This window comes from Sorangium sp. So ce321 (genome assembly GCF_051530195.1).
Classification (GTDB): domain Bacteria; phylum Myxococcota_A; class Polyangia; order Polyangiales; family Polyangiaceae; genus Sorangium.
Genome location: NZ_CP150329.1, coordinates 6,162,068 through 6,183,307, shown reverse-complemented (window position 1 = coordinate 6,183,307; position 21,240 = coordinate 6,162,068). Strand labels below are relative to the sequence as shown.

Here is a 21,240-nt window from a genome sequence, read left to right as displayed (position 1 = left end):
CCGCGAAGATCGCTCCATTCCCCTGCCCGACCGCGCTCGCGTACCATCCGCCGCGATGAGCCGCTCCCACGCCGCGCGCCTGCATCGCCGTCCTGCGTGGCCGCCTCGCTGCTCGCTGCTCGCTGCGCGCGAGGTCCAGCGGCGGCCCGGCCCCGACGCGCGGCGCACGCACGACGTCGTCATCGTCTGCATCTGCGCGCTTCGTGCCGCTTCCGATGTCAAGCCCCATCGGGTGCCGCGCGTCTTCGCCGCGAGCACGCGCGCCATCGTCGCGCTCCACGGCCGCAGCGGCCCGGGTCGTCGGGGCCATCGACGCATCGACGGCGCAGCCAGGCCCGGATCCCGTACGAGAGCTTCGGCCCGGAAGCCGACGAGATCATTCCCCTCGGCGCCTGCGCCCGCGAACTTGAGGTCCGTGTCCGCTTCGTGGCACCCTAGCTTCGCGGGACCTCCTTCGTGACGTGCGAGCGCGACGGCGATGCGTCGCTCCGGCAGACGTCGAGGCAACGTGCCTCCACGAACGTAACGGCGGCACTCGAGCCCCACCCCTCTTAACTCCGCCTCCCCATCCAGGACCACCGCGTGCAGATCTTGTCGGACCTCAAGCCTGGAGACACGCTGGGCCGCTACGAGATCCTCATGCCTGTCGCCCGCGGAGGGATGGCGGCCGTCTGGGCGGCGCGCCTCGTGGGGTCCCGCGGCTTCCAGAAGATCGTCGCCATCAAGACGATGCTGCCGGAGTTCGGCAACGATCCGGCGTTCGAGGCGATGTTCCTCGACGAGGCCCGCCTCGCGTCCCGCATCCGGCACCCCCACGCGGTCGAGATCGTCGAGCTCGGCGACGAGAACGGCGTGCTCTACATCGTGATGGAGTGGGTCGACGGCGACACCATCTCCACGCTGAACAAGCAGGTGAAATCGGCCGGCGGCATCCCCCTGCCGATCCTCCTGCGCATCGCCTCGGCCATCTGCGCCGGCCTGCACGCCGCGCACGAGCTCCGCGACGACGACGGGAAGCTCGTCGACCTCGTGCACCGCGACATCTCGCCGCAGAACGTGATGGTGTCGTTCGACGGCATCGTGAAGATCGTCGACTTCGGCGTCGCCAAGGCCACGGGCCGGCTGCACGAGACGCGCGTCGTCGGCCAGCTCAAGGGCAAGATCCCGTACCTCTCGCCCGAGCAGCTCACGTCGGGCAAGGTCGACCGGCGCTCCGACATCTTCTCGCTCGGCGTCCTCCTCTACACGACGCTCAGCGGGTACCACCCCTTCCGCGGCCGGACGGACGCCAAGACCATGGAGAACATCCTGCGGTTCGCCCCGGTCCCCCTCCGCGAGCTCATGCCGGACGTCCCGTTCGACCTCGCGGTGGCGATCGAGCGCGCGCTGGCCAAGGACCCGTCGGACCGCTGGAACGACTGCGCCTCGTTCCAGCGCACGCTCGACCAGATCGCGATCTCGCTCGGCACGCCGGTCAACGACGGCGACGTCGGCCGCTTCGTCCGCGAGACGCTCGGGGACATCGTGGCGGAGCGCCGGAAGAAGCTCGCGACGGCGATCCAGCACGCGGACGGCCGCACGTCGTCGCGGAGCGAGGCCCGCACCGCGTCCTCGGTGCGGGGCGAGCGGCGCAGCAAGCAGGCGTCCCCCGGGAGCACGCCGCTCCCCGCCACCTTCGCCGGCATCCTCCCCGTCTCCCTCGACGACGGGCCTCCGAAATCGTCCGTGCAGGGGTCGGCCTCCAGCCTCGCGCTGCCGGTCGCGTCCGCGCCGCCGGCGCTGGTCACCCCGGCGCCGCGCCCCCGGCGGCGGTGGCGCCGCCGCATCTTCCTGTTCCTGCTCGTGGTCCTGCTGCTCTTCTCGGGCGCGGCGCTCGCCGCCCGCGCGGGCATCCTGCCCGTGCCCGGCGCGGTGCACGAGCTCGTGCGCGACGGGCGCCACCACATGCGCGGCGCGCGCGAGGCGCTGCGCGGCGTGCTGGATCGGCTGAGCGCCCTCCTCGCCGACTAGCCCCCTCGGGCCTCCGCCCCGCTCCCCGGCGCCCCTGCCGCATCCCCCGCCCCGCCGGCCGCGCCGCGCGATCAGCGCCGCCCCGCGGCCGGCCCCGCGGGCGTCATTTGACGCCGGAGGACGGCTCCGGGAGGCAGACGCCGAGCGTGCAGAGCAGGAGGTTGACGTCGCCTGCCGCGCAGTACACCTGCCGCGCGCAGTAGTCGTCGTAGCCGCAGAGCTGGTGGCAGGACGCCTCGTTCCCGAGCGCGCCGGTGAACGTCATGCAGGACCAGCCGCTCGAGAGCCACAGCCCTTCGGGCCGCTTCGCGTCGAACAGGCACGCGTCGGCGCGCGTCTCCGGGTCGAACACCTCCGCGGTGCAGGCGTCGCCCCCGGACAGCTTGCTCCGCGCGGCGGACATCGTGTTGAGCAGGTAGGTCACGTCGCACGTCTGATCGGAGGCCGACTCCCGCACGATCCGCGCGCGCAGCTCGTCCTTCCTCGCCGCGTAGGACCGCACGGCGCGGATCGCGCTCATGACCTGGTTGTTGCCGTCCTCGGGCTTCGTCCCCTCGGCGAGCGCCGCGAGCACCCGCTCGACCAGCTGCTCCGCCTCCGGATCGGCGCCCGCCGCGCCGTCCTTGGCGTAGCCGAGCCGGATGTACGAGGGCGGCGTGCGCGGCGTGCACGGCTTCGTGTGCGCCCAGAGCTCCTCGCTCACGATGGGCGGCCGCTTCGTGAGCGGCTGCTTGCAGACGCCCACCGAGCCAGGGGGCAGCGATCCCGAGGCCCGCGGCGTCGGCTGCCCCGGACCTTCGTTGACGTACTCGGTCGACGCGCAGCCTGCGGAGGCGGAGAGCGAGAGCAGGCAGCTCACCGAGAGGGCAGCGACGCAGCGGAGCGGAGCGATTCCCACGGCCGCACGGTAGCAGAGCCGGCGCGCGAGCAGAAATTCTCGCACCAGGACCGCGCTCGCGCGCGGGGGCAGGGGCCGCGCCGGGCCGGCGGCTCCGCGCCGCGGCGAGGCCCCTGCCCCCCCCGCGCGCGCCGGGCGGCGCCGGCCCCCTCACCCCGGCGCGCGCTCTCCGCGGGTCGATCGGGGCGCTAGAGCCCCAGGCTGGACTGCTCGATCAGGTCGTCGACGACGGCCTCGAAGCTCTTCGTCCGGGCGTAGACCGCGAGCTGGCGATCCGCGCTCGTCCCCTCGTCGAGGATCGCCCGGATCCGCTCGAGCTCCCGCTGCGACCCGAAGATCTCCGCCGACTCCTGCACGAACTCGAGCAGCTCGCCGACGAGGAGGCGGACGGGGACCTGCTCCTGCTTGCCGAAGTCGATGAGCTGCCCGTCGATGCCGTAGCGCACGGCGCGCCACTTGTTCTCCTCGATGAGCTCCTGCCGGTACTCGCGGAACCCGAGGTTGCGCCGGTAGAGCAGGTAGAGCTTGCCCATGACGGCCTGGACGAGCGCCGCCAGCGCCACCGTGTCGTCGAGGCGCGTCGTCATGTCGCAGATCCGGATCTCGACCGTGTCGAAGAACGGGTGGGGGCGAACGTCCCACCAGATCTTCTTCGCGTTGTCGATGCAGCCCGTCTTCACGAGGAGGTCGACGAACCGCTGGAAGTGGCCGTAGGACTCGAACAGCCCCGGGATCCCGGTGCGCGGGAAGCGCTTGAAGATCTCGCTGCGCGTGCTCTTCAGGCCCGAGGAGCGGCCGAGCCAGAACGGCGAGCTCGTCGAGAGCGCGAGGATGTGCGGCAGGAAGTACCGGACCTGGTTCGCGAGGGCCATCGCGACCTCGCGGTCCTTGACGCCGACGTGCACGTGCAGCCCGAAGATGAGGTTGGCGCGCGCGACGTCCTGGAGGTCCTCGACGATGCCCCGGTAGCGCTCGCCGTCGGTGATCTCCTGCTTCTTCCAGTCGCTGAACGGGTGCGTCCCGGCCGCGACGATGCGCATCCCCCCTTGCTGCGCGAGCGCCCGCAGGCTGCTGCGCAGCTCGGCGAGCTCCTCCCGCGCCTGCCGGATGTCCCGGCAGATGCCGGTGCCCGTCTCGACGACCGACTGGTGCATCTCCGGGCGGACCCGCTCGCGCAGGAGCTTGTGCCCCTGCCCCCCCTCGAGCAGCTGGCTCACGTACGACCGGAGCTCGCGCGTCTCCGCGTCGACGATCTGGAACTCCTCCTCGATGCCGAGCGTGAACTGGCCGTCGAGGAGCCCCTCGACGGCGCTCATGAGGAGGCCCCGGGCCGCGCCTTCTCCACGGAGGGGCGGACGAGCTTCGACCACGCGTAGCTGTCGCGCGTCCGCCGCTCGCCGCGCGCGCACTCCACGGCGAACGCGACCATCCAGTCGACGGCGATGTTGAAGTAGCGCTCCCGCAGGTGCTCGATGTGCATGTCGGGCGCCGGGTTCGTGAAGTCGATCGCGTACGGGACGCCGTCGCGGATCGCGAACTCGACCGAGTTCATGTCGTAGCCGAGCGCCCTGTTGATCTTGATCGCGTCCTCGATGACGCGGTCGTGCAGCGCCTTCGGGAGCCACCGCTCGTCGTCGTGCTGCACGTAGCAGCCGCGGAGGCCGGTGGGGCCGATCGCCTTCGGGTCGTACTGGATCGGGAGGATGCGATCCTTGCCGATACAGATGCAGCGTACGTAGTCGTCGAAGTCGATGAACTCCTGCAGGGTCATGACGTTCTGCCCCGAGGCGTTGTAGGCGGCGAGCAGCTCCTCCTGGCTCCGCACCACCGACACGTCCTTCCAGCCGCCGCCGTCCGCGGGCTTGAGGATCGCCGGGAAGCGCACGTAGTCGATGATCGCCTCCCAGTTGAGCGGGTACTCGAGGTTGCGGAGGCTGCGCTCCTTGACGATCGCCGGGATGTAATCGTGCTGGGGCAGCATGACGGTGCGCGGCGTCGCGATGCCGATCTGCGACGCGAGCGAGTACCCGAAGAACTTGTCGTCCGCGCTCCACCAGAACGGGTCGTTGATCACGAACGCCCCGCCGAGCGCGGCGGCCTTCAGGTGGAAGCGGTAGTGCTTCACCTCCTGGCTGATCCGGTCGATGAGCACCCGATACGGGCTCTCGAAGCGCTCGGGCGTCCCGCCGATCTTCGCGATCTCCGCCCTGACGCCCGGCACCTTGTTGCACCTCTCGAGAAAGGCCTGAGGGAACGACTGCTCCCAGCCCACGAGGAGGCCGATCTTGTCCGCCATACTTGCTGTCTCCTCCCACCACGCGTGTTTGCGGCCACTGCCGCTGACGCATAGCGTAGCGCGGACACCCAGGAATTTTACGCTAGAAGTGTAGGATGAGCTGGCTCCGCTTGCGGGCGGGTGGCGCATGCGGACGAGCAGCCGGGTCCGCTCGGCTCCGTCGGGACTGCGCACGGCGCTCGCTCGAGACAGCGTGAACGGAGGAGACGGCGGGACCGAGGAGCCCGAGGGAGCGCGCGCGTGATGAAATCACGTGAAAATCCGGCCAGATCGACCTGGGACGGAGCTCTCTCGAAAATAGATGTTGACGGACTCCGTTCGGCGAGTAGAGTCGCGCACCTCTCCGACGGGGCGGGTAGCTCAGCGGCAGAGCGTCGGCCTTACAAGCCGATGGTCGCAGGTTCGACCCCTGTCCCGCCCACTCCTGGGTCAGGGCCTGGGTAAGCTGTCTGGATGTGTGTTTGGGGTGGTAGTTAAGTTGGTTATAACGCCGGCCTGTCACGCCGGAGGCCGCGGGTTCGAGTCCCGTCCACCCCGCCAACTTTCCTTCCCTGTCTCCGAGTCGCCTTTCCTCTGAGCCTCCTCTGCAGGGCAGCATCGATGATGCGGCCCTGTGAGGAAGTCGGACTGGGGTGGTAGTTAAGTTGGTTATAACGCCGGCCTGTCACGCCGGAGGCCGCGGGTTCGAGTCCCGTCCACCCCGCCAACTTTCCTTCCCTGTCTTCGAGTCGCTGTTCACTGGAGCCTCCCTCTGCAGGGCTGCGTCGCTGGCGCGGTCGCGTGAGGCAGTCGGGCCCGTGAGACGCTGACTCGTTGCTGGGCTTCGCGCTCGAGGCGCAGCGCGGGCTGCGGGGCGTCTCGACGGGCCTGCTTGCTTCCCGCGGGACGTCAGCGCACGCTGCGCCCATGGGCTTCCCCGCCGAGAAGCGCCAGCGCGCCACGCTCGCCGACCTCGAGGCCGTCCCGCCCAACATGGTCGGTGAGCTCATCCGCGGGACGCTGTACGTCTTCCCTCGCCCCGCGCCGCCCCACGCCCACGCATCGTCGATGCTTGGCGCTGATCTCGTCGGCCCTTTCCAGCGCGGCCGCGGCGGACCAGGCGGGTGGCGCATCCTTGACGAGCCGGAGCTGCTCCTCGGGCCTCCGGGTGACGAGGACGACATGGTCCCGGATCTCGCCAGCTGGCGGATCGAGCGCATGCCGCGGCTCCCGAAGACCACGAAGTTCGCGCTCGTGCCGGACTGGGTGTGCGAGGTCCTGAGCCCGAGCACCTTGATCACCGATCGCGCGGAGAAGATGCCCGCGTACGCGCGCCACGGCGTCCGGCACCTCTGGCTGCTCGACCCCCTCGCGCGGACGCTCGAGGTGTTCGCGCTCAAGGCGGGGCGATGGATGGTCGTCGGCGTCCACCACGGGAGCGCCCGCGTCCGGGCCGAGCCCTTCGACGCTATCGAGCTCGAGCTGTCCGCGCTCTGGGACGAGGCAGAGGAAGCGCCGCAGGAAGGCGCCCCGGCCGCCGCCGCGGACAAGCCGGCGCCGCCCCCGCAGAAGGCCCCGCGCGCCGCGAGCAAGGGCCCACGGAGAGGCCGCACGCGGACGTAGCGGGCCTCCGAGGCCCTCACCGCGCCGTCATCACGCGCTGGATCGCCGCCTCGAGGTCGCGGAAGCTCACCGGCTTGATGAGGTGCTCCAGGAAGCCGACGCGCGTCGTCTTGCGGCGGTCCTCCTCCATGCCGTAGCCGCTCAGCGCGATCGCCCTGACCGCGTTGCCGGCGGACCGGAGCGACTCGAGCAGGTCCGTGCCGCTGCCGTCGGGCAGCCCGAGATCGCTCACGAGCAGATCGAACGTCTCCGCACCGGCCAGGTCGAGCGCGGCGCGGACGCTCCGGGCGATGCGCACCGTGTGGCCGGTCAGCGTGAGCAGCTCGCTCATCATCTCCGCCGTGTCCTCGTGGTCCTCCACGAGCAGGATGCGCAGCGCGCGCCTCGGCGCGCCCGCCGCGGCGGCCCTCGCCTGCGCCGGCGTCGCGGCGACCGGCGGCTTCGCGGCGGGAAGGGAGACGCGGAAGGTCGCGCCGGCCCCCCGCCCCTGGCTCGACGCCGTGATCGTGCCGCCGTGGAGCTGCACGATCGCCCGCGAGATCGCGAGCCCGAGGCCGAGCCCGCCGACGTGCCGCGTCGTGGTCGCGTTGCCCTGCTCGAAGGCGTCGAAGATCCGCGGCAGCACCTCGGGCTCGATGCCGACGCCCTCGTCCCCGACCTCGATGACGACCTGCCCGCCCTGCTGGTAGCAGCGCAGCGCGATCTGCGACCCGGGATAGCTGAACTTCACCGCGTTCTTGAGCAGGTTCCAGACCACCTGCTCCAGCCGCGCGACGTCGGCCGAGACCCAGTGCTCGCCCGGCGCGACGTCGAGCGTCAGGCGGATGCTCTTCGCGTCGATCTCGTCGGCGCAGATCTCCATGGCGTGCTCGAGCACCGTGCGCGCCGTGACCGTCTGCGTGACGAGCTCGAGCTTTCCCCGGACCACGCGCGTCAGGTCGAGGAGGTCGTCGATGAGGCGCGCCTCGAGCTCGGCGTTGCGCTGGATCATCTCGACCCCTCGGCGGACCTCATCGGCCAGATCGTCGCGGCGCAGCAGCCGCGACGCGGCGGTGACGACCGGCGTGAGCGGCGTCCTGAGCTCGTGCGAGAGGACCGCGAGGAACTGATCCTTCGTGCGGTTCGCGTGCTCCGCGGCCTCGCGCGCCATGATGAGATCCGACTCCGCCTGCTTGCGGCGCGTGATGTCCTGCACCACCGCCATCGTGCGGACGATGCGGCCGCCCCCGTCCCGCATCGCCGTCACCGTGGTGCTCGCCCACAGGCGCTTCCCGTCCCTCGTCGCGTAGCGATTCTCGAGCGCGAAGTCGCCGATCTCGCCGCGCAGCAGCCGGTCGTACAGCTCGGCGGCGCTGCTCAGGTCCTCCGGGGCCACGACCTCGTGGAACGTCTTCCCGAGGAGCTCGGGCACGTCGTAGCCCAGCATGCTGGCGAGCCTCCTGTTCACCCGCACGAAGCGGCCCGCCTCGGGCTCGCACTGGGCCTTGCCCACCACGGCGCTCTCGAAGATCGTGCGGAACTCCTCCTCGCTCGCCCGGAGCGCCTCCTCCGCGCGCTTGCGCCGCGTGATGTCCTCGATCATCGCGGACGCCCCGATGATCTTGCCGCCGGCGTTGCGGATGGGCGCGAGGTTGATCGATACGTCGATGCGGCCGCCGCCGCGCGCGGCGCCCACCGTCTCCAGGGGATCGAGGCGGTCGCCGCCGATCACCCGATCGAGCACGGCGCGCAGCTCGTCGGCGTGCTCGGGCGGGACGATGATGTGGATGGGGCGGTCGGCCGCCTCGCCCTCGCTGTAGCCGAACATCCGCTCCGCGGCGGCGTTCCAGCTCGTGATCGACCCGCTCACCGTCGCGCCGATGATCGCCTGCTCGGCCGACTCGACGATCGCCGCGAGCCGGCCGCGCTGCACCTCGGCCTCCTTCACGCTCGTCACGTCCACGAGCGTGACCACCACGCCCGAGATGACGTTCGCCAGCGTGCGGTACGGGAGGAGCCGCATCATGTAGCAGCACTTGCCGTCCTCCAGCTGCACCTCCCGCTCCCTCGGGGCGAGCGTCCGCAGGACGTCGCGGGCGTCGGCCACGAGCGAGGAGGCGTCGAAGCGCGCCGCGATGTCGAGGATGGGCCTGCCGACGTCGCTCTCGATCAGCCGGAACACCTCCGTCGCGGCGGGCGTGAACCGCCGGATCCTGAGCTCCTCGTCGAGGAACACCGTCGGGATCTGGGTGCTGAGCAGGAGGTTCTGGAGGTCGTTGTTCGCCGCGTCGAGCGCCTCGATCTTCACCTTGAGCTCGCTGTTCAGCGTCTCGAACTCCTGGTTCAGGCTCTGGAGCTCCTCGTTCATGCTGAGGAGCTCCTCGTTCGAGCTCTTGAGCTCCTCGTTCGAGGTCTCCAGCTCCTCGATCGTCGTCTGGAGGTGCTCCCGCGTCGCCTTGAGCTCGTGCTCGAGCTGCTCGAGGAGCGACGCGCTCTCCCGCCGCGGCCCGAGCGGCGGCGCCTCGCCCCGCGCGGCCGGCCGCAGCTCGTCGAACAGGACGACGAAGAGGCCGAGGTCGTCCTCGAGGTCGCCGAGGGGCCGCACGACCAGATTGAGGCGCTGCGTCCCCGCGATGGTCTCGACCGCGATGTTCTCGTGGACCACCTGCTCGCGCATCCTGACCGCGCGGTGCACGGCCGACCTCACCTCGGGGCGCAGCGCCCGCAGCACCATGTTCGAGACGTTGACGTCGAGCGCCCCCGTCGACGGCGCGAGGTACTTCCCCGTCTCGCCGGACAGGTACACGATGTCGCCCTGCTCGTTCACGACGACGCACGGCGGCCCGTAGCAATCGAGCAGGCGCCGCTCGATGGTGCGCTCGATGCTCTGCTCGGGCGCGCCGGCGCCGTGGTACAGCTCCCTCGCGCGCCGGTCCGCCCCCGTCCGCTCGCCGAGCGGGAGCCGCGGCAGCGCGTGCCCGACGACGCGCTTCCTCTGGAAGATCCGCCGCTTGCCGTCCACCACGCGGAAGAGATCGCTCCGCTGCGACACGCTCTCCGAGGGGCCGAGCACGAGGTAGCCGTTCTCCGCGAGCGCGTAGTGGAAGACCCCGAGCACGCGCTTCTGGAGCTCGCCTTCGAGGTAGATGAGCACGTTGCGGCACGAGATCAGGTCGAGCCGAGAGAACGGCGGGTCCTTGATGAGGTCGTGCCGGGAGAAGACGCAGAGATCGCGGATCGCCTTGGTCACCGAGCTGGTCCCGGCCTCCTCCGCGACGAAGAAGCGCGCGAGCCGCTCGGACGAGACGTGCCGCGTCGCCTCCCTGGTGTAGCGGCCTTGCCGGGCGACCTCGATGGCCTGCTCGTCCACGTCGGTGCCGAAGATCTGGACGCGCGGGGGCGCGGGCAGCGGCGCGACGTGCTCCATGAGGAGCATGGCGATCGTGTAGACCTCTTCCCCGGTGGCGCAGCCTGGCACCCAGATGCGGACCTGGCTGTCCGTCCCGCGGTCCGCGAGGAGCGCCGGCAGGAGCTCCTGCCGCACCACCTCGAAGGTGTCCGGGTCGCGGAAGAAGTCGGTCACGCCGATGAGGAGGTCGCGGACGAGCTGCGTGGGCTCGTCCGCCTCCCGCCGGAGCAGCGCCATGTAGTCCACGGTGGACGTCGCCCGCAGCACGCGCGCCCGGTGCTGCACCCGCCGGAGCAGCGTGGTGCGCTTGTACTGGCGGAAGTCGTGCCCGGTGCGCTCGAGGAGCAGGGCGCAGATCTCCGGCAGGCGCTCGGCGATCTCCTCCTCGACGAGGCGCGAGCGATCCCCCTCCAGGAGCAGGCGCCGCGCGTGCTCGAGCAGCGCGGCCGGCATGTCGCGGAGCGCGAGCACGTAGTTCACGAGCCCCGTCGCGATCGCGTGCTGCGGCATCTCCGGGTGGTGGGCCGTCGCCGGGTGCTGCGCGATCGTGAGCCCGCCGTGCTCCCTGACGGCCTTGAGGCCGATCAAGCCGTCGTGCCCCGACCCGGAGAGCACCACCGCCACGGCGCGCTGCTTGGCGTGCTCTGCGAGCGAGCGGAACAGCGCGTCGATCGCCGTGCGGTGCCCCCGCGGCTCCGCGGGCTTGCTCACGCGGAAGACGCCGTCCTCGATCGTCATCGCGACGTTCGACGGGGTGACGTAGACGCGGTCGGCCTCGATCGGGAGCCCGTCCACGGCCTCCTGAACGCGCATGGCCGTGTGGGCGCCGAGCAGCTGCGGCATCACGCTCGCGTAGTGCGGCTCGAGGTGCACGAGCACGAAGGCGAAGCCGCTGTCGGGCGGCATCGCCGACAGGAAGGCCCTGAAGGCCTCCAGGCCGCCGGACGACGCGCCGAACGCGACGATGAGGCTCTCGACCACACGCCCCGCCTGGGGCGACGCGTCGCCCGTCGCATCATCGCGGCTCTCACCGTCACTTCGCATCAAAGCGCCTCGACGCTTAGTACACGTCTGGGACAGCAGCCAGCGGACGTCGGCGCGAAGCACGTCCGGGGAGCGTCTTAAGGAGCTACCCGACCGCGATCTCATGCGTAGCCGCCTGGCGGCTGCGCCCCTGTGGCCCTTGCTCGCCCTCCCATTGTCGAGAGCGCGTATGTGACGCTTCCCCTTGACAACTTGCCCGATCTCCGCGTGCATAGCCGCCGAGCGGTCGAGCCGACCGCGGAACAGCGAGCACAGAATGAGTAGATTTCTTATCTTCTGGAAGGCGACGCCCGTGGCCGTGAAGGTCATGGCGGCGTGCCTTGTCGTGGTCACTGTCGGAGCCGTGGTGCTGGTCGGGCGCTGCGCCGTGACGCAGGCGCAGCGGGCCGAGCCGGCGCTCGTCAGCGGCGCGGTGATCACGATCGACACGGTGCCTGCCGCGCCGCCGGGGGTCGTCGTGGTCGGGCAGGCGACCGACTTCGGCGGGCCGCAGACCGCGGGGGTGAACGCGCTGCGCGGCCTCGTGTACTTCGTGCCGAGCGGCACGTCGCACCTCCTCAACACAGCGTCGCTGAGCCCGGTCGCGGTCCTCTATACGTCGCGGCTCGACATCGCGCCGCGCTCCTGGCAGAGCGGCTTTCCGGGCGTGCCCGGCGGCCGCTTCGAGTGGTTTCAGATCTCGTATGAGGGAGAGCTCGTGACCTCGCGCGCCGGAGCGCACCAGTTCGAGCTGCTCTCCGACGACGGCTCCAGGCTCTTCATCGACGATCAGCCGGTGATCGAGAACGACGGCCGGCACGAGCCAGCGAGCGCGCAGGGCTCGGTGATGCTCCAGCCAGGGAGGCACCGGATCCGGGTCGGCTACTTCCAGGGGCCGCGCTTCGAGATCGCGCTGCAGCTGTTCGTGACGCCCCCGCAGGGCGCGCGGCAGATCCTCGACGTCTCCCGGGTGCTGTGAGCGCGGCGCCGCGCCGCCTCAGCCGCCGCGCTGCGCGAGCTTGAGCAGCGCCTTGACCTTCGCGTACGAGATATGGGGGTTGTCCTCGGAGCCCCCGAGATCGTCTTCGTCCTCGCCCGCGCCCTGGGCCCGGACCGGCATCCACACGTAATCGGGGTGGAGCTCCTTGCCGTTGACCCCGTTCACGATCGAGGGGTTCTTGATCCACTCGCCGCCGAGGATCGTGAGGTTGTCGTCGAGCTCGAGCAGGTAATGCAGCTCCGACACGGAGAGCGGGACGTTGCGCTGATCGGGCGGGAGGAGGAGCGTGTCGCCGGTGACAGAGTCGGAGATCATCCAGAAGCGCGCCGCGACGCGGGCGAACCGCCTCGCGTTCGGGTTGAACCTGTAGTTGTAGCAGTCGGCGCCCTGGTACGCGCCGCCGCACAGGAGCCGCGCGGCCTCCATCGCGTTCACCTCCTCGATCACGTCGATCGAGAACTGCTTCACGGGGAAGCTCCACACCTCCACATCCCAGGTGTGGTCGACGACGAACATGAGCCGCTGCCGCTCGGTCGAGGAGTCGTTGAGCGGCTTCGCGCCGACCCCGAGCAGCCCGGTCATGGCGACGTGCATCGTGGCGGGGTTGAGGTCGCGGCAGGCCGGGTCGATGGGCCTGCCGTAGACGTCGCGCATCGTCCGATCCGCCCGCGTCTCGCAGCGGCGCCCCGCGAAGGTCACCGAGTCGCTGAAGTAGAGCTCGCTCATGAGCGCCTCGATGTCCGCCATGCGAAAGAGCACGCAGCCGGCCTCCCCCGCGGCGCACTCCTTGACGTTGTCCCCGGCGAGCTTCACGCGGACGTCGCGGCGCGGTCCGGCGCCCTCCGCCGCGACGTAGGCTGACCACCCGTTGCAGTGCCCCCACCAGTACTCCGGGTAGACCCCCTGGTAGAGCCCGTGGTGCTGTAGCTCCCAGCGCGTCGCCGGGCCGGCCACGACGACCGCGGGCTGGACGTACGGCGGGTTGCGCAGGTACGGGGGCCTCCGGAGGTCGTCGGTGCTCCACGTCGCGATGCTCCCGAGCGACTCGGGCTGCCCTGGATGGACGAGGAGATCATATTTCTCGACGGGAGAGAGGTTGTCCGGGTCGGAGGTCCGATCGGAGTAGTTCTTGTTGGTCGAATTCCAGCGATCGGCGATGCCGTTCTGTCGCTGCGGCCACCAGTTCGAGGCGAACGCGCTCGTCTGCGCCTCGCCTTGCAGGATCGTTCGGTTGAGCTGGAGCAGCGAGCCCCGGAGATCGGGGTGCAGGTACGAGGGCGAGTTGGCGCCGTCGATCGCCTCGCGGCCGAGGATCGAGGGGATGAGGAGCTGGTGGCTACCGCCGAGGATCTGGCCGGTCTCCGGCGAGAATCCGAGCACGTAGGGCACGGGCCCGCCTTCGATGAACCGGAAGGTCGAGCCGTTCACGCTGCTCTCCGCGACAGCGACGCTCTCTTTCGGCGCGTGGTCGAGCTCCGCGCAGCCCAGGACCAGAAACACCGAGCTCACGATGCCCGCCTTCATCCGCGTCTTCATCGCTGATCCCCCCGGGAGACCGACGCCCGTCGATCCCCGGGGCGCTCTCTGCAGACGCCGCGCCACCGGGCTCGGCAGCAAAGAGCGCAGCCATTGCACGCGGGCGGCGAGCTCCCTGCGTCCCGCGCCGGCCGCGCTCGCGCCATAGACGTTCCCGCGGCCGAGGAGGGCGCGGCGCCGCCCGCGGAGCGAGGCGGCGCGACGCAGGCGTTCTGCGGAAGGCGGGAAGTGCGATGAATCGAGGAGAGCGCGGCGGCTACCGGGTGGCGAGGACGACGAATCGCTCGTGGTAGCGCTGGTCGGTGGAGGCGTGGATCACGCTGAACTCGTACCTGCCCGGCTCGCTGATCCGGACGCGCGGTGGGCGGGCGTCCTCCGAGCGCGGGGTCGTCTCCCACCGGTGCACGCACAGGTGGCCCTCGCATTCCCGCTCGTAGTCGTCGGGCGCCTCGTCCTCCATGTGCAGCGCCACCGACGCGGGCGCGTGGAACAGCACCTGGATCCGCTCGTCGTCGTGCCGGCCCGTGTCGACGGGCAGGTCCACCACGACGTGCCCCGTGTCCGGCAGCCGGACCGCGAGATCCCGCGCCTCGCGCTCCCCGAGCTCGACCGGCTCGCTCCGGCCGAGGAGGCAGACCGAGAGCGCGGCGGCGGCCGCCATGCCGCCACAGGCCGCGAGCGCGAGCGGGATGGACAGCCGGCCCGGCGCGCGCCGCCCCGGCGCGCTGCCCGTCTTCTCCACGGCATCGAGCGCGCCGAAGACGCGCCGCGCGAGCGCGGGGCTCGGCTCCACGCGCCGGGCAGCCCGGATGGCGCGCTGGAGCTCCTGCGGGAAGTCCGGGAGTTCGGGATCTCGTTCGTTCATCGCTCCTCCTTCGCGGTCGTCCCACGCTCCGACTTCAAGAAGGCTTCCCTGAGCCGCGCGCGGCCGCGCGCATGCCTGCTCTTCACGGTTCCGATCGGGATTTCCAGGATCTCCGACACCCGCTCGTAACTGAACTCCTCTACGTCGCAGAGGAGCACGACCATCCGATGGTCCTCCGGCAGCGAGCGCATGCAGACGAGCAGCGTGTCCCACTGCTCGCTGTGGATCGCCCGCTCTTCCGGGCTCGGCTCCTCCGAGCCGCCGGTGAAGAGCGTCCCCAGCACCGACGCGCACCCGTCCAGGACCGCGTCGAGCAGCGAGAAGCGGCGCAGCCGCGTCCGGACCGTCTCCAGGTGCTCGTTCCGGACGATGCCGCAGATCCAGGCGAACGGGTCGCTGCGCCCCTGGAAAGATTCAGCGTGGATGTACGCCTTGACGAGGCTGTTCTGGAGGAGGTCCTCCGCCTCGTCGGCGTCGCGGCAGAGCGCGAGGCAGACGCGGTAGATCTGCGGAAGGTAGGGCCGGACCGTGGCCTCGAAGACCTCCCTGTCGGCGAGGTTGGGCCGGTCCTCGGCGCGCGCTGCCGGGCCCTCGGCGGCGCCGCCGACCGTCCAGGCGGCCCCGGTCTCGCGCTTCCTGGGGAGCTCGTGGAAGCGCCCCGGGACGAAGCCGTCATGACCTGCGCCGAGCACGTCGGGGCAGGTGCGCGGAAGGGGGATGAGGTCGCACAGCGAACGGCGGTGAGATCGCTCCACTCTGGTCACACACGTCCTCCGCCGCAGCCGAGACATCTCTGCCGCGTCGCTCGTCGTACACGTTTTCCATGACGGAACCAGTCCGGATCGGGTTCCCGGCCAACACCGCGCTCGCGCTCCTCGCCCGGCGACGCTCCCCCGCCGGCATGGTCGCTCCTGACGAGCGCGCCCGCCGGCGCGGGCGAGCGGGCACGGCGAGGCGGCGAGGGGCGCGAGCGCGGCCGCGTTCACCGCGCGCCGATGCGCCAGAGCACGACCTTCACCGTGTCGATGAGGATGGAGAGATCGAACCAGAGCGAGAAGCTCTTCATGTAGTAGAGATCGTACTGGAGCTTCTCCAGCGCGTCCTCGGCGGACGCGCCGTAGCGACAGCGCACCTGCGCGTGCCCGGTCACCCCCGGCTTCACGCAGAGCCGCTGCCGGAAGAAGGGTATCTGCCGCTCCAGCGCCTCGATGAACTCGGGGCGCTCGGGCCGCGGGCCCACCATGCTCATCTCGCCCACGAGCACATTCCAGAGCTGCGGCAGCTCGTCGAGCCGCGTCTTCCGGATGAAGCGCCCCACCCGGGTCACGCGCGGATCGTTCTCGACCGCCCACGCGGCCCCGTTCTTCTCGGCGTCGGTCCCCATCGACCGGAATTTATGGATCCTGAACGGCTTGCCGAGGGCGCCTGTCCGGATCTGCGAGTAGAGCGCCGGACCCCTGGAGTCGAGCTTCACCGCGGCGGCGGTGAGCGCCATCAGCGGCAGCGCGAGGAGGAGCCCGGCGGTCGCGCACGCGACGTCGAAGATCCGCTTCGCGACGAGCGTCCGCCGCCGGACGCTGAACCCGTGAGAGAAGATGATCTGGCTCGGCTTCAGCTCGCGCACGAAGATCTTGCCGGTCACGCGCTCGTAGAAATCCATCCCCTCCTCGATCTCGACGCCGCGGAACTTCAGATCGAGCAGCGCCTCGAGCGGGAAGGCGGCGCGGCGATCGGAGGTCGCCACGATCACCGTCGCGACGCCGCGCTGCTCGACGAGGCGCCGGAGATCTCGATATCTCCCCGCGACCTCGGGGTCGTCGACCGGCTCCTCGTCCCGGACGAGCCGGCCCGCGAGGCGCAGCCCGAGGACCTCGCCATCTTTCTTGATGAGCCCCGCGCACGAGCGGGCGAGCTCGCCGGAGCCGAGCACGATCGCGAGCTTGCAGAAGCTCTCGCTCCTGAGCACCCGATTGCACGCCGCGCGCCACGCCGGGAGCACGAGCGCCGCGGCGCCGAGCGACATCAGGAGCACCCGGTCGCCCATCTCCGCGTCCGGCACGAGGCAGAACGCGAGCCACAGCACCGCCGCCGCCACGCCGAGCGCCCGGAACATGGTCAGGAACAGCGCGCGTGCCCCGAGCGTCTCGGGCCCGTAAACGCCGTGATAGTAAAGCGACGTCAGCGCAACCAACGCGATGCTCAGCGTCCGTCCGAAGCGCTCTCCGTCGAGCGCGTGCTCCCAGCCCACGAGCACGCCCGGCGCGCAGCACACCAGCAATGAGAGCAGGCTGGCCTCGACAAACCACACCATCGCCCGGCGTGGCGACCGGAACAGCTCCAGCATCATCCCTCCACTCGTCGGCCCCAGGCGGTCGCGCGTCACAGCGCATCGCCGCTGACGGGGCACACACGGTTGTAGTTGAGCCCACACTAGGGCAGACCGGGGCAGAACGCCAGATGCGGCCAGCGAATCTCGCGATCGTGTCGGCGGACTGAACCGCAGCGCGCGGCGCCGGACGCGGCGAAATCGGCAGGAGCGCCGCCGATTGTGCTGATGGTGTGCAGGCTGTCGTGGGGAGTCGCGGCGCGAGGATGCTGGCGACGGACTGCGTGCGTCGATTCCGCAGCGCGCTCGGGAGTGCGGTGGAGCGACGTGCGGCGGGCGCGTCGATCGCGGCCGGGAGCGCGCTTTTCGCGGGGCGTTGTGGGTTATCGCGCGGCGCGGGGCGCGGGCGCCGTGGCTTGCTCGGAGCGGGCGGGCGGCGGGGCGTCCGAGGGCTCGCCGGGGGCGCCGCCGGGGTCGTCGCGATCGCGGTCCGGCTCGGGTGGCTGCCAGCGGCCGGACGGCATGCCGTGGATCATCGCGTTGCGGCGCTCGTCATCCCACGCGGTGTCGGGATCGCGGCGCAGCGTCCGGTGCCGGTCCGTCGACAGCGTCCCCGAGATCCCGGCGCTGACGATGCTCCGCAGCGAGCCGCCGATCTCGCCTGCTCGCGGCGCCGGGTCGAGCGCGGCGCGCACGTACTCCAGATCGACGCCGCCGCGCAGCGCGACCCCGCGCGCCAGCGGATAGGCGATCTCCGCGCCGGCGAGCGCCGTGATCGTGGACAGCGATCCTTCCCTGGACGGCGCCGGCGCGCCGGGCGCGAGGTGGAGCGGCGGATTCGCGGCGACGGGCGCGCTGCCGGACGAGAAGCGGGCGAGGCCGGTCACGACGAGATCGCGGGTCGCGCCCCCCCGAACGGGCCGGAAGCTCGCCTCGAGGGACGCCTCGTGCTCGTGTCCGAACCCGATCCTCGGCCCGAGCGACGTGTAGGCATAGCCATACTCTGCCGTCAGCCGGTAGCGCTCTGCCACGTAGGTGAGCCCGGCCCGCGCCGCGGGCGCGATCACCGCGTCGCGCGACGACAGCATGGGCGGCGGGCTCGCGACGGTGACGCCGCCGGAGACGCGCGTCGAGGCGTTCCGCGTGAGCTCGTGGGACTCGGAGAGGAGCGCGGCGCCCGCGTGGACGCGCGCCGCGCCGCGGGTGAGCTCGGTGTCGAGCAGCGCGTGGTGGTACTGGGTGACCTCGTAGCGGAGCTCGGGCGTCAGCGTGTCGAGGGCGCCGAGATCGATCGAGGTGCTCACCTCGGCGCGCCCCGTGTGCGCGTCGACCCCGACGGCGGCGGGGTCGTCGGCCGAGAGGGCGCCGGCCTGCTCGTACCCGGCCCCGAGGCGCACCGCGGAGCGCCGCGACGGGGTGATGGACAGGGCCGGTCCGCCGGAGAGCGTGTATTGAAGGCGATCGCCGGACAGGAACGGATCGCGCGCGGCGAGCGCGTCGGCCGCGCGCACGCCGAGGCGGGTTGCGAGGTAGCCGGCTGCGGACATCGAGAACTCCGTGGCTGGCGCGAGCGCCCAGCCCGCTCCGCCGCCGAGGCGCGCCGAGACGCTGTCGGACGGCGCGGTTCGAGCGGCCGAGCCGAGCGAGACCTGGAAGACGCGCTCGTAGCTCCCATCGAGGCCGAATCCATAGCGCGACGTCGCGCCGCGGAGAGCGCCCTCGACCGAGCCCTCGACGCCCGCCATCAGCGCGCCCGTGCCCATGTCCGCGACGTTCGACGCCACGCTCTGCTCCACCGCTGCCTGCGCCGTCACGTCGGAGTCCCACATCAGCAAGACGAACGAGAACACACGCCCCCTCGCTGCCGAGCGGCGCGCCCGCGGCGCGGAGCGGCCCGGATCGGTCGCCCTCCCCTCCCCGGCAAGCACGCCCGGCGGTCGGAGCCTCCCACGCGCCGTGATGTTTGCAACATCACAAATTTGACGCCGACAGGGTGTGGGGCGACCGGCGCGTCGGCGGGGCGCCGCGCGCGGCGAGCGTGCGCGGTGTGGACGTGCTCAGGCAGGGCGGAACGTACCCCGGAGTCCTCCCCTGCCCCGCTGAGGTCAAAGGAGCGATTTGTAACATATATCACATCATGAAGGGTGGCGTAGGGTTGGGTATGGACGACGGGGCAGGCCGATCGCGGCCGCTGCGCGTTCTCTGCGTGACGCGCATCTTCCCGAACCGGGTCGAGCCGCTGTCGTGCGCGTTCCAGCGGCAGCAGCTCGCGGCGCTCTCGCGTTGCTGCGAGGTGGAGGTGCTCGCGGCGATCCCGTATCACGTGGGTGTGTCGCTCCTCGGCGAGCGCACGCGCCCGGGCCGCCTGACCGCGGTGCCCGCGCGCGACGAGATCGACGGCGTCCCGGTGGTCCACCCGCGCGCGCCGTACCTCCCGGGCGCGGGCCGCGTGCTGGCGCCCGTGAACGCGCCGCTCTATCTGGCGGGGCTCCTGCCGCACGTCCCGCGGCTGCGCGGGCGGTTCGACGTCGTGCTGGGGGCTTGGCTCTACCCCGACGCGTGCGCCGCGGCGCTGCTCGCCCGGATGCTCGGCCTGCCGTACGCGGTGAAGGCCCACGGGACGGACGTGAACGTCGTCGCCCGCTGGCGCTCGGTGCGCCCGCTCGTGGGCAGCGCGCTCCGGTCCGCCGCGTACGCGATCGGCGTGAGCCGGCCGATGGTCGAGGCGCTCGTGGCGCTCGGCGCCCCACAGGAGCGCGCTGTCCTCGTCCGGAACGGGGTCGACCGCGCGCTCTTCCACCCGGGCGACCGGCGCGCCGCCCGGATCGAGCTCGGGCTCCCGGAGCGCGGGCGCATCGTGACGTTCGTCGGGAACGTCCTCCGGGAGAAGGGCATCCACGAGCTCCTGGGCGCATTCGAGGCGCTCGGCAAGGAGGGCGGCGAGGGCGGCGAGCCGGTCCACCTGGTGGTCGTCGGCGACGGTCCCGAGCGGGGCGCGGTCGAGGAGGCCGCTCTGCGGCGCGAGGGCGAGCGAGAGCGCAGGGCGAGGGGGCAGCGCGAGGGGCGCGGGCGGATCATCGTGGCCGGGGCGCGGCCGCTCGCCGAGGTTGCCCGCCACCTCGCCGCGACCGACCTGCTGGCGCTCCCGAGCTGGGCGGAGGGCACCCCGAACGTGGTGCTCGAGGCGCTCGCCGCCGCGCGGCCGGTGGTGGCCACGCGCGTGGGGGGCATCCCGGATGTGGTGGAGTCCGGCCGCACCGGCCTGCTCGTGCCGCCGCGGGACGCCAGGGCGCTCGGCCGGGCGCTCGCCGAGGCGCTCGCGCGGTCCTGGGACGAGCGCGCGTTCGCCGAGGCGGCGCCGCCGTCATGGGAGGAGAGCGCGGAGGCGCTGCGGTGGGTGCTCGCGCGGGCGGCGTTCGGGGACGGAAGGCGGGCCGCCGCCTAGGCCTGGGCGCGAAGCGAGGCGAGGCTGGGCGCGAAGCGAGGCACCGTGAGGGCAGCCGCCAGGCGGCGATGGCGTCCGGGCGGGGGATCCGCTTCTATCCGTCGACCGCGGTGCTCGCCGTGGTCTCGACGCCAGCGATCGACATGCACGGCAGGTGCTCGATACGAGCGAAGGAGAGACAGCGAATGCATTCCTTTCCGCGCGCCCTCCACGGAGCCATGGAGTTCTCATCGGTTCTCGCGATCCGTCGCCGGCTCGCTCCGGCGGCGCTCGAGCGCGCTGCGGGACGAGCGCTGTCGGCCTGCGCCGCGCCGGCGCTCTTGGTCGGCGCCGGGAGCGCGCGACGGTGAGCGGCGCGGTACGGCGCCTGTTTCCGATGCTGTCCACCGAGGACATGGACCGAGCGGTCGGCTTTTACCGGGACCTGCTCGGCGGCACGGAGACGTACCGCTTCCCGGAGGGTGAGCCGCCGGTGTTCCTCGCGCTGCGGCTGGGTGAGTCCGAGGTCGGCCTGGGCGCGATCGGCGCGTCTGCGCCGCTCCATGGGCAGCCGCAGCGCCCGGCCCAGGGGCACCGCATCGAGCTTTGCGTCTATGTCGATGACGTGGATGCGACGGTCGAGCGGCTCCGGGCAGCGGGCGTTCCGATCCTCGTGGAGCCGGTCGACCAGGCCTGGGGCGAACGTGTGGCCTACGTGGCCGACCCGGATGGCAACCTGCTGATGCTGACCCGGTAACTCCGGAAGTCGCTCATATCGCTCCTATCGTGGATCCGGATCCGCCTGCGCCAGCCGCGGCCCGCCGGGGAGCGCGCCTGACGCTTCTCGCCAAGATCACCAGGAGAGGACGTCA

14 protein-coding genes and 3 tRNA genes are annotated in these 21,240 nt (G+C 71.6%); 8 read left to right on the top strand and 9 right to left on the bottom strand.

Annotation, left to right across the window (positions count from 1 at the left end):
* Nucleotides 1-582 precede the first annotated feature (582 nt).
* Nucleotides 583-2,010: a serine/threonine protein kinase gene (locus WME89_RS22755; RefSeq protein WP_438011222.1), complete on the top strand. Its 1,428-nt coding sequence runs from the start codon at nucleotides 583-585 to the stop codon at nucleotides 2,008-2,010.
* A 103-nt stretch (nucleotides 2,011-2,113) separates the two neighbouring features.
* Here WME89_RS22755 and WME89_RS22750 read toward each other — a convergent pair whose 3' ends face one another.
* The 3 genes from WME89_RS22750 to WME89_RS22740 form a co-directional block, all read right to left on the bottom strand.
* Nucleotides 2,114-2,908 carry a hypothetical protein gene (locus tag WME89_RS22750; protein ID WP_438011221.1) on the bottom strand — a complete coding sequence of 265 codons (795 nt, stop codon included), beginning with the start codon at nucleotides 2,906-2,908 and terminating at the stop codon, nucleotides 2,114-2,116.
* A 188-nt stretch (nucleotides 2,909-3,096) separates the two neighbouring features.
* Complete coding sequence (locus tag WME89_RS22745) at nucleotides 3,097-4,224, bottom strand: carboxylate-amine ligase (RefSeq protein WP_437627320.1); 1,128 nt, start codon at nucleotides 4,222-4,224, stop codon at nucleotides 3,097-3,099.
* The gene (locus WME89_RS22740) at nucleotides 4,221-5,204 is read right to left on the bottom strand and encodes an ATP-grasp domain-containing protein (RefSeq protein WP_438011220.1); all 984 of its coding nucleotides are present in this window, start codon (nucleotides 5,202-5,204) and stop codon (nucleotides 4,221-4,223) included. The genes WME89_RS22745 and WME89_RS22740 overlap by 4 nt, the downstream gene beginning before the upstream one ends.
* Nucleotides 5,205-5,553: 349 nt before the next feature.
* Between WME89_RS22740 and WME89_RS22735 the strand changes: the two genes are divergently transcribed.
* The 4 genes from WME89_RS22735 to WME89_RS22720 all read left to right on the top strand — a co-directional run bounded on the left by WME89_RS22735 (nucleotide 5,554) and on the right by WME89_RS22720 (nucleotide 6,806).
* Nucleotides 5,554-5,625 (top strand) — tRNA-Val (locus WME89_RS22735).
* Nucleotides 5,626-5,667: 42 nt separating this feature from the next.
* Nucleotides 5,668-5,744: transfer RNA gene (locus WME89_RS22730), tRNA-Asp, on the top strand.
* Nucleotides 5,745-5,833: 89 nt separating this feature from the next.
* Nucleotides 5,834-5,910, top strand: a tRNA-Asp gene (locus WME89_RS22725).
* 107 nt (nucleotides 5,911-6,017) lie between these two features.
* Entirely contained in the window at nucleotides 6,018-6,806 is a 789-nt protein-coding gene (locus tag WME89_RS22720) for a Uma2 family endonuclease (protein ID WP_438011219.1), read from the top strand.
* Between the two features lie 16 nt (nucleotides 6,807-6,822).
* Here the strand turns inward: WME89_RS22720 and WME89_RS22715 are convergent, their stop codons facing one another.
* Complete coding sequence (locus WME89_RS22715; protein WP_438011218.1) at nucleotides 6,823-11,238, bottom strand: PAS domain S-box protein; 4,416 nt, start codon at nucleotides 11,236-11,238, stop codon at nucleotides 6,823-6,825.
* A 256-nt stretch (nucleotides 11,239-11,494) separates the two neighbouring features.
* Between WME89_RS22715 and WME89_RS22710 the strand changes: the two genes are divergently transcribed.
* Nucleotides 11,495-12,196: a PA14 domain-containing protein gene (locus WME89_RS22710; RefSeq protein WP_438011217.1), complete on the top strand. Its 702-nt coding sequence runs from the start codon at nucleotides 11,495-11,497 to the stop codon at nucleotides 12,194-12,196.
* An 18-nt stretch (nucleotides 12,197-12,214) separates the two neighbouring features.
* Here the strand turns inward: WME89_RS22710 and WME89_RS22705 are convergent, their stop codons facing one another.
* The 5 genes from WME89_RS22705 to WME89_RS22685 all read right to left on the bottom strand — a co-directional run bounded on the left by WME89_RS22705 (nucleotide 12,215) and on the right by WME89_RS22685 (nucleotide 18,794).
* Nucleotides 12,215-13,753, bottom strand: coding sequence for a hypothetical protein (locus WME89_RS22705; protein ID WP_438011216.1), 1,539 nt, complete (start codon nucleotides 13,751-13,753; stop codon nucleotides 12,215-12,217).
* Nucleotides 13,754-14,009: 256 nt separating this feature from the next.
* Complete coding sequence (locus WME89_RS22700; protein ID WP_438011215.1) at nucleotides 14,010-14,618, bottom strand: hypothetical protein; 609 nt, start codon at nucleotides 14,616-14,618, stop codon at nucleotides 14,010-14,012.
* A complete protein-coding gene (locus WME89_RS22695) occupies nucleotides 14,615-15,373 on the bottom strand; it encodes an RNA polymerase sigma factor (protein WP_438011214.1) in 759 nt (252 codons plus the stop codon). The genes WME89_RS22700 and WME89_RS22695 overlap by 4 nt, the downstream gene beginning before the upstream one ends.
* 227 nt (nucleotides 15,374-15,600) lie before the next feature.
* Complete coding sequence (locus WME89_RS22690) at nucleotides 15,601-16,965, bottom strand: TIGR03013 family XrtA/PEP-CTERM system glycosyltransferase (RefSeq protein WP_438011213.1); 1,365 nt, start codon at nucleotides 16,963-16,965, stop codon at nucleotides 15,601-15,603.
* Nucleotides 16,966-17,327: 362 nt separating this feature from the next.
* Nucleotides 17,328-18,794, bottom strand: coding sequence for a hypothetical protein (locus tag WME89_RS22685; protein WP_438011212.1), 1,467 nt, complete (start codon nucleotides 18,792-18,794; stop codon nucleotides 17,328-17,330).
* A 311-nt stretch (nucleotides 18,795-19,105) separates the two neighbouring features.
* On the opposite strand from WME89_RS22685, the gene WME89_RS22680 reads away from it, so the two are divergent.
* Both WME89_RS22680 and WME89_RS22675 read left to right on the top strand, forming a co-directional pair.
* On the top strand, nucleotides 19,106-20,389 hold the full coding sequence (locus tag WME89_RS22680; protein WP_438011211.1) for a glycosyltransferase family 4 protein: 1,284 nt from the start codon (nucleotides 19,106-19,108) through the stop codon (nucleotides 20,387-20,389).
* 376 nt (nucleotides 20,390-20,765) lie between these two features.
* The gene (locus WME89_RS22675) at nucleotides 20,766-21,125 is read left to right on the top strand and encodes a VOC family protein (RefSeq protein ID WP_438011210.1); all 360 of its coding nucleotides are present in this window, start codon (nucleotides 20,766-20,768) and stop codon (nucleotides 21,123-21,125) included.
* The last annotated feature ends 115 nt before the right edge of the window (nucleotides 21,126-21,240 follow it).

Bases quoted from the DNA above. Each gene is read 5' to 3' on its own strand.
- WME89_RS22740 (WP_438011220.1), bottom strand. From the start codon at position 5,204: ATGGCGGACAAGATCGGCCTCCTCGTGGGCTGGGAGCAGTCGTTCCCT.
- WME89_RS22710 (WP_438011217.1), top strand. From the start codon at position 11,495: ATGAGTAGATTTCTTATCTTCTGGAAGGCGACGCCCGTGGCCGTGAAG.
- WME89_RS22690 (WP_438011213.1), bottom strand. From the start codon at position 16,965: ATGATGCTGGAGCTGTTCCGGTCGCCACGCCGGGCGATGGTGTGGTTT.
- WME89_RS22745 (WP_437627320.1), bottom strand. From the start codon at position 4,224: ATGAGCGCCGTCGAGGGGCTCCTCGACGGCCAGTTCACGCTCGGCATC.
- WME89_RS22705 (WP_438011216.1), bottom strand. From the start codon at position 13,753: ATGAAGACGCGGATGAAGGCGGGCATCGTGAGCTCGGTGTTTCTGGTC.
- WME89_RS22700 (WP_438011215.1), bottom strand. From the start codon at position 14,618: ATGAACGAACGAGATCCCGAACTCCCGGACTTCCCGCAGGAGCTCCAG.
- WME89_RS22675 (WP_438011210.1), top strand. From the start codon at position 20,766: ATGCTGTCCACCGAGGACATGGACCGAGCGGTCGGCTTTTACCGGGAC.
- WME89_RS22715 (WP_438011218.1), bottom strand. From the start codon at position 11,238: ATGCGAAGTGACGGTGAGAGCCGCGATGATGCGACGGGCGACGCGTCG.
- WME89_RS22680 (WP_438011211.1), top strand. From the start codon at position 19,106: ATGGACGACGGGGCAGGCCGATCGCGGCCGCTGCGCGTTCTCTGCGTG.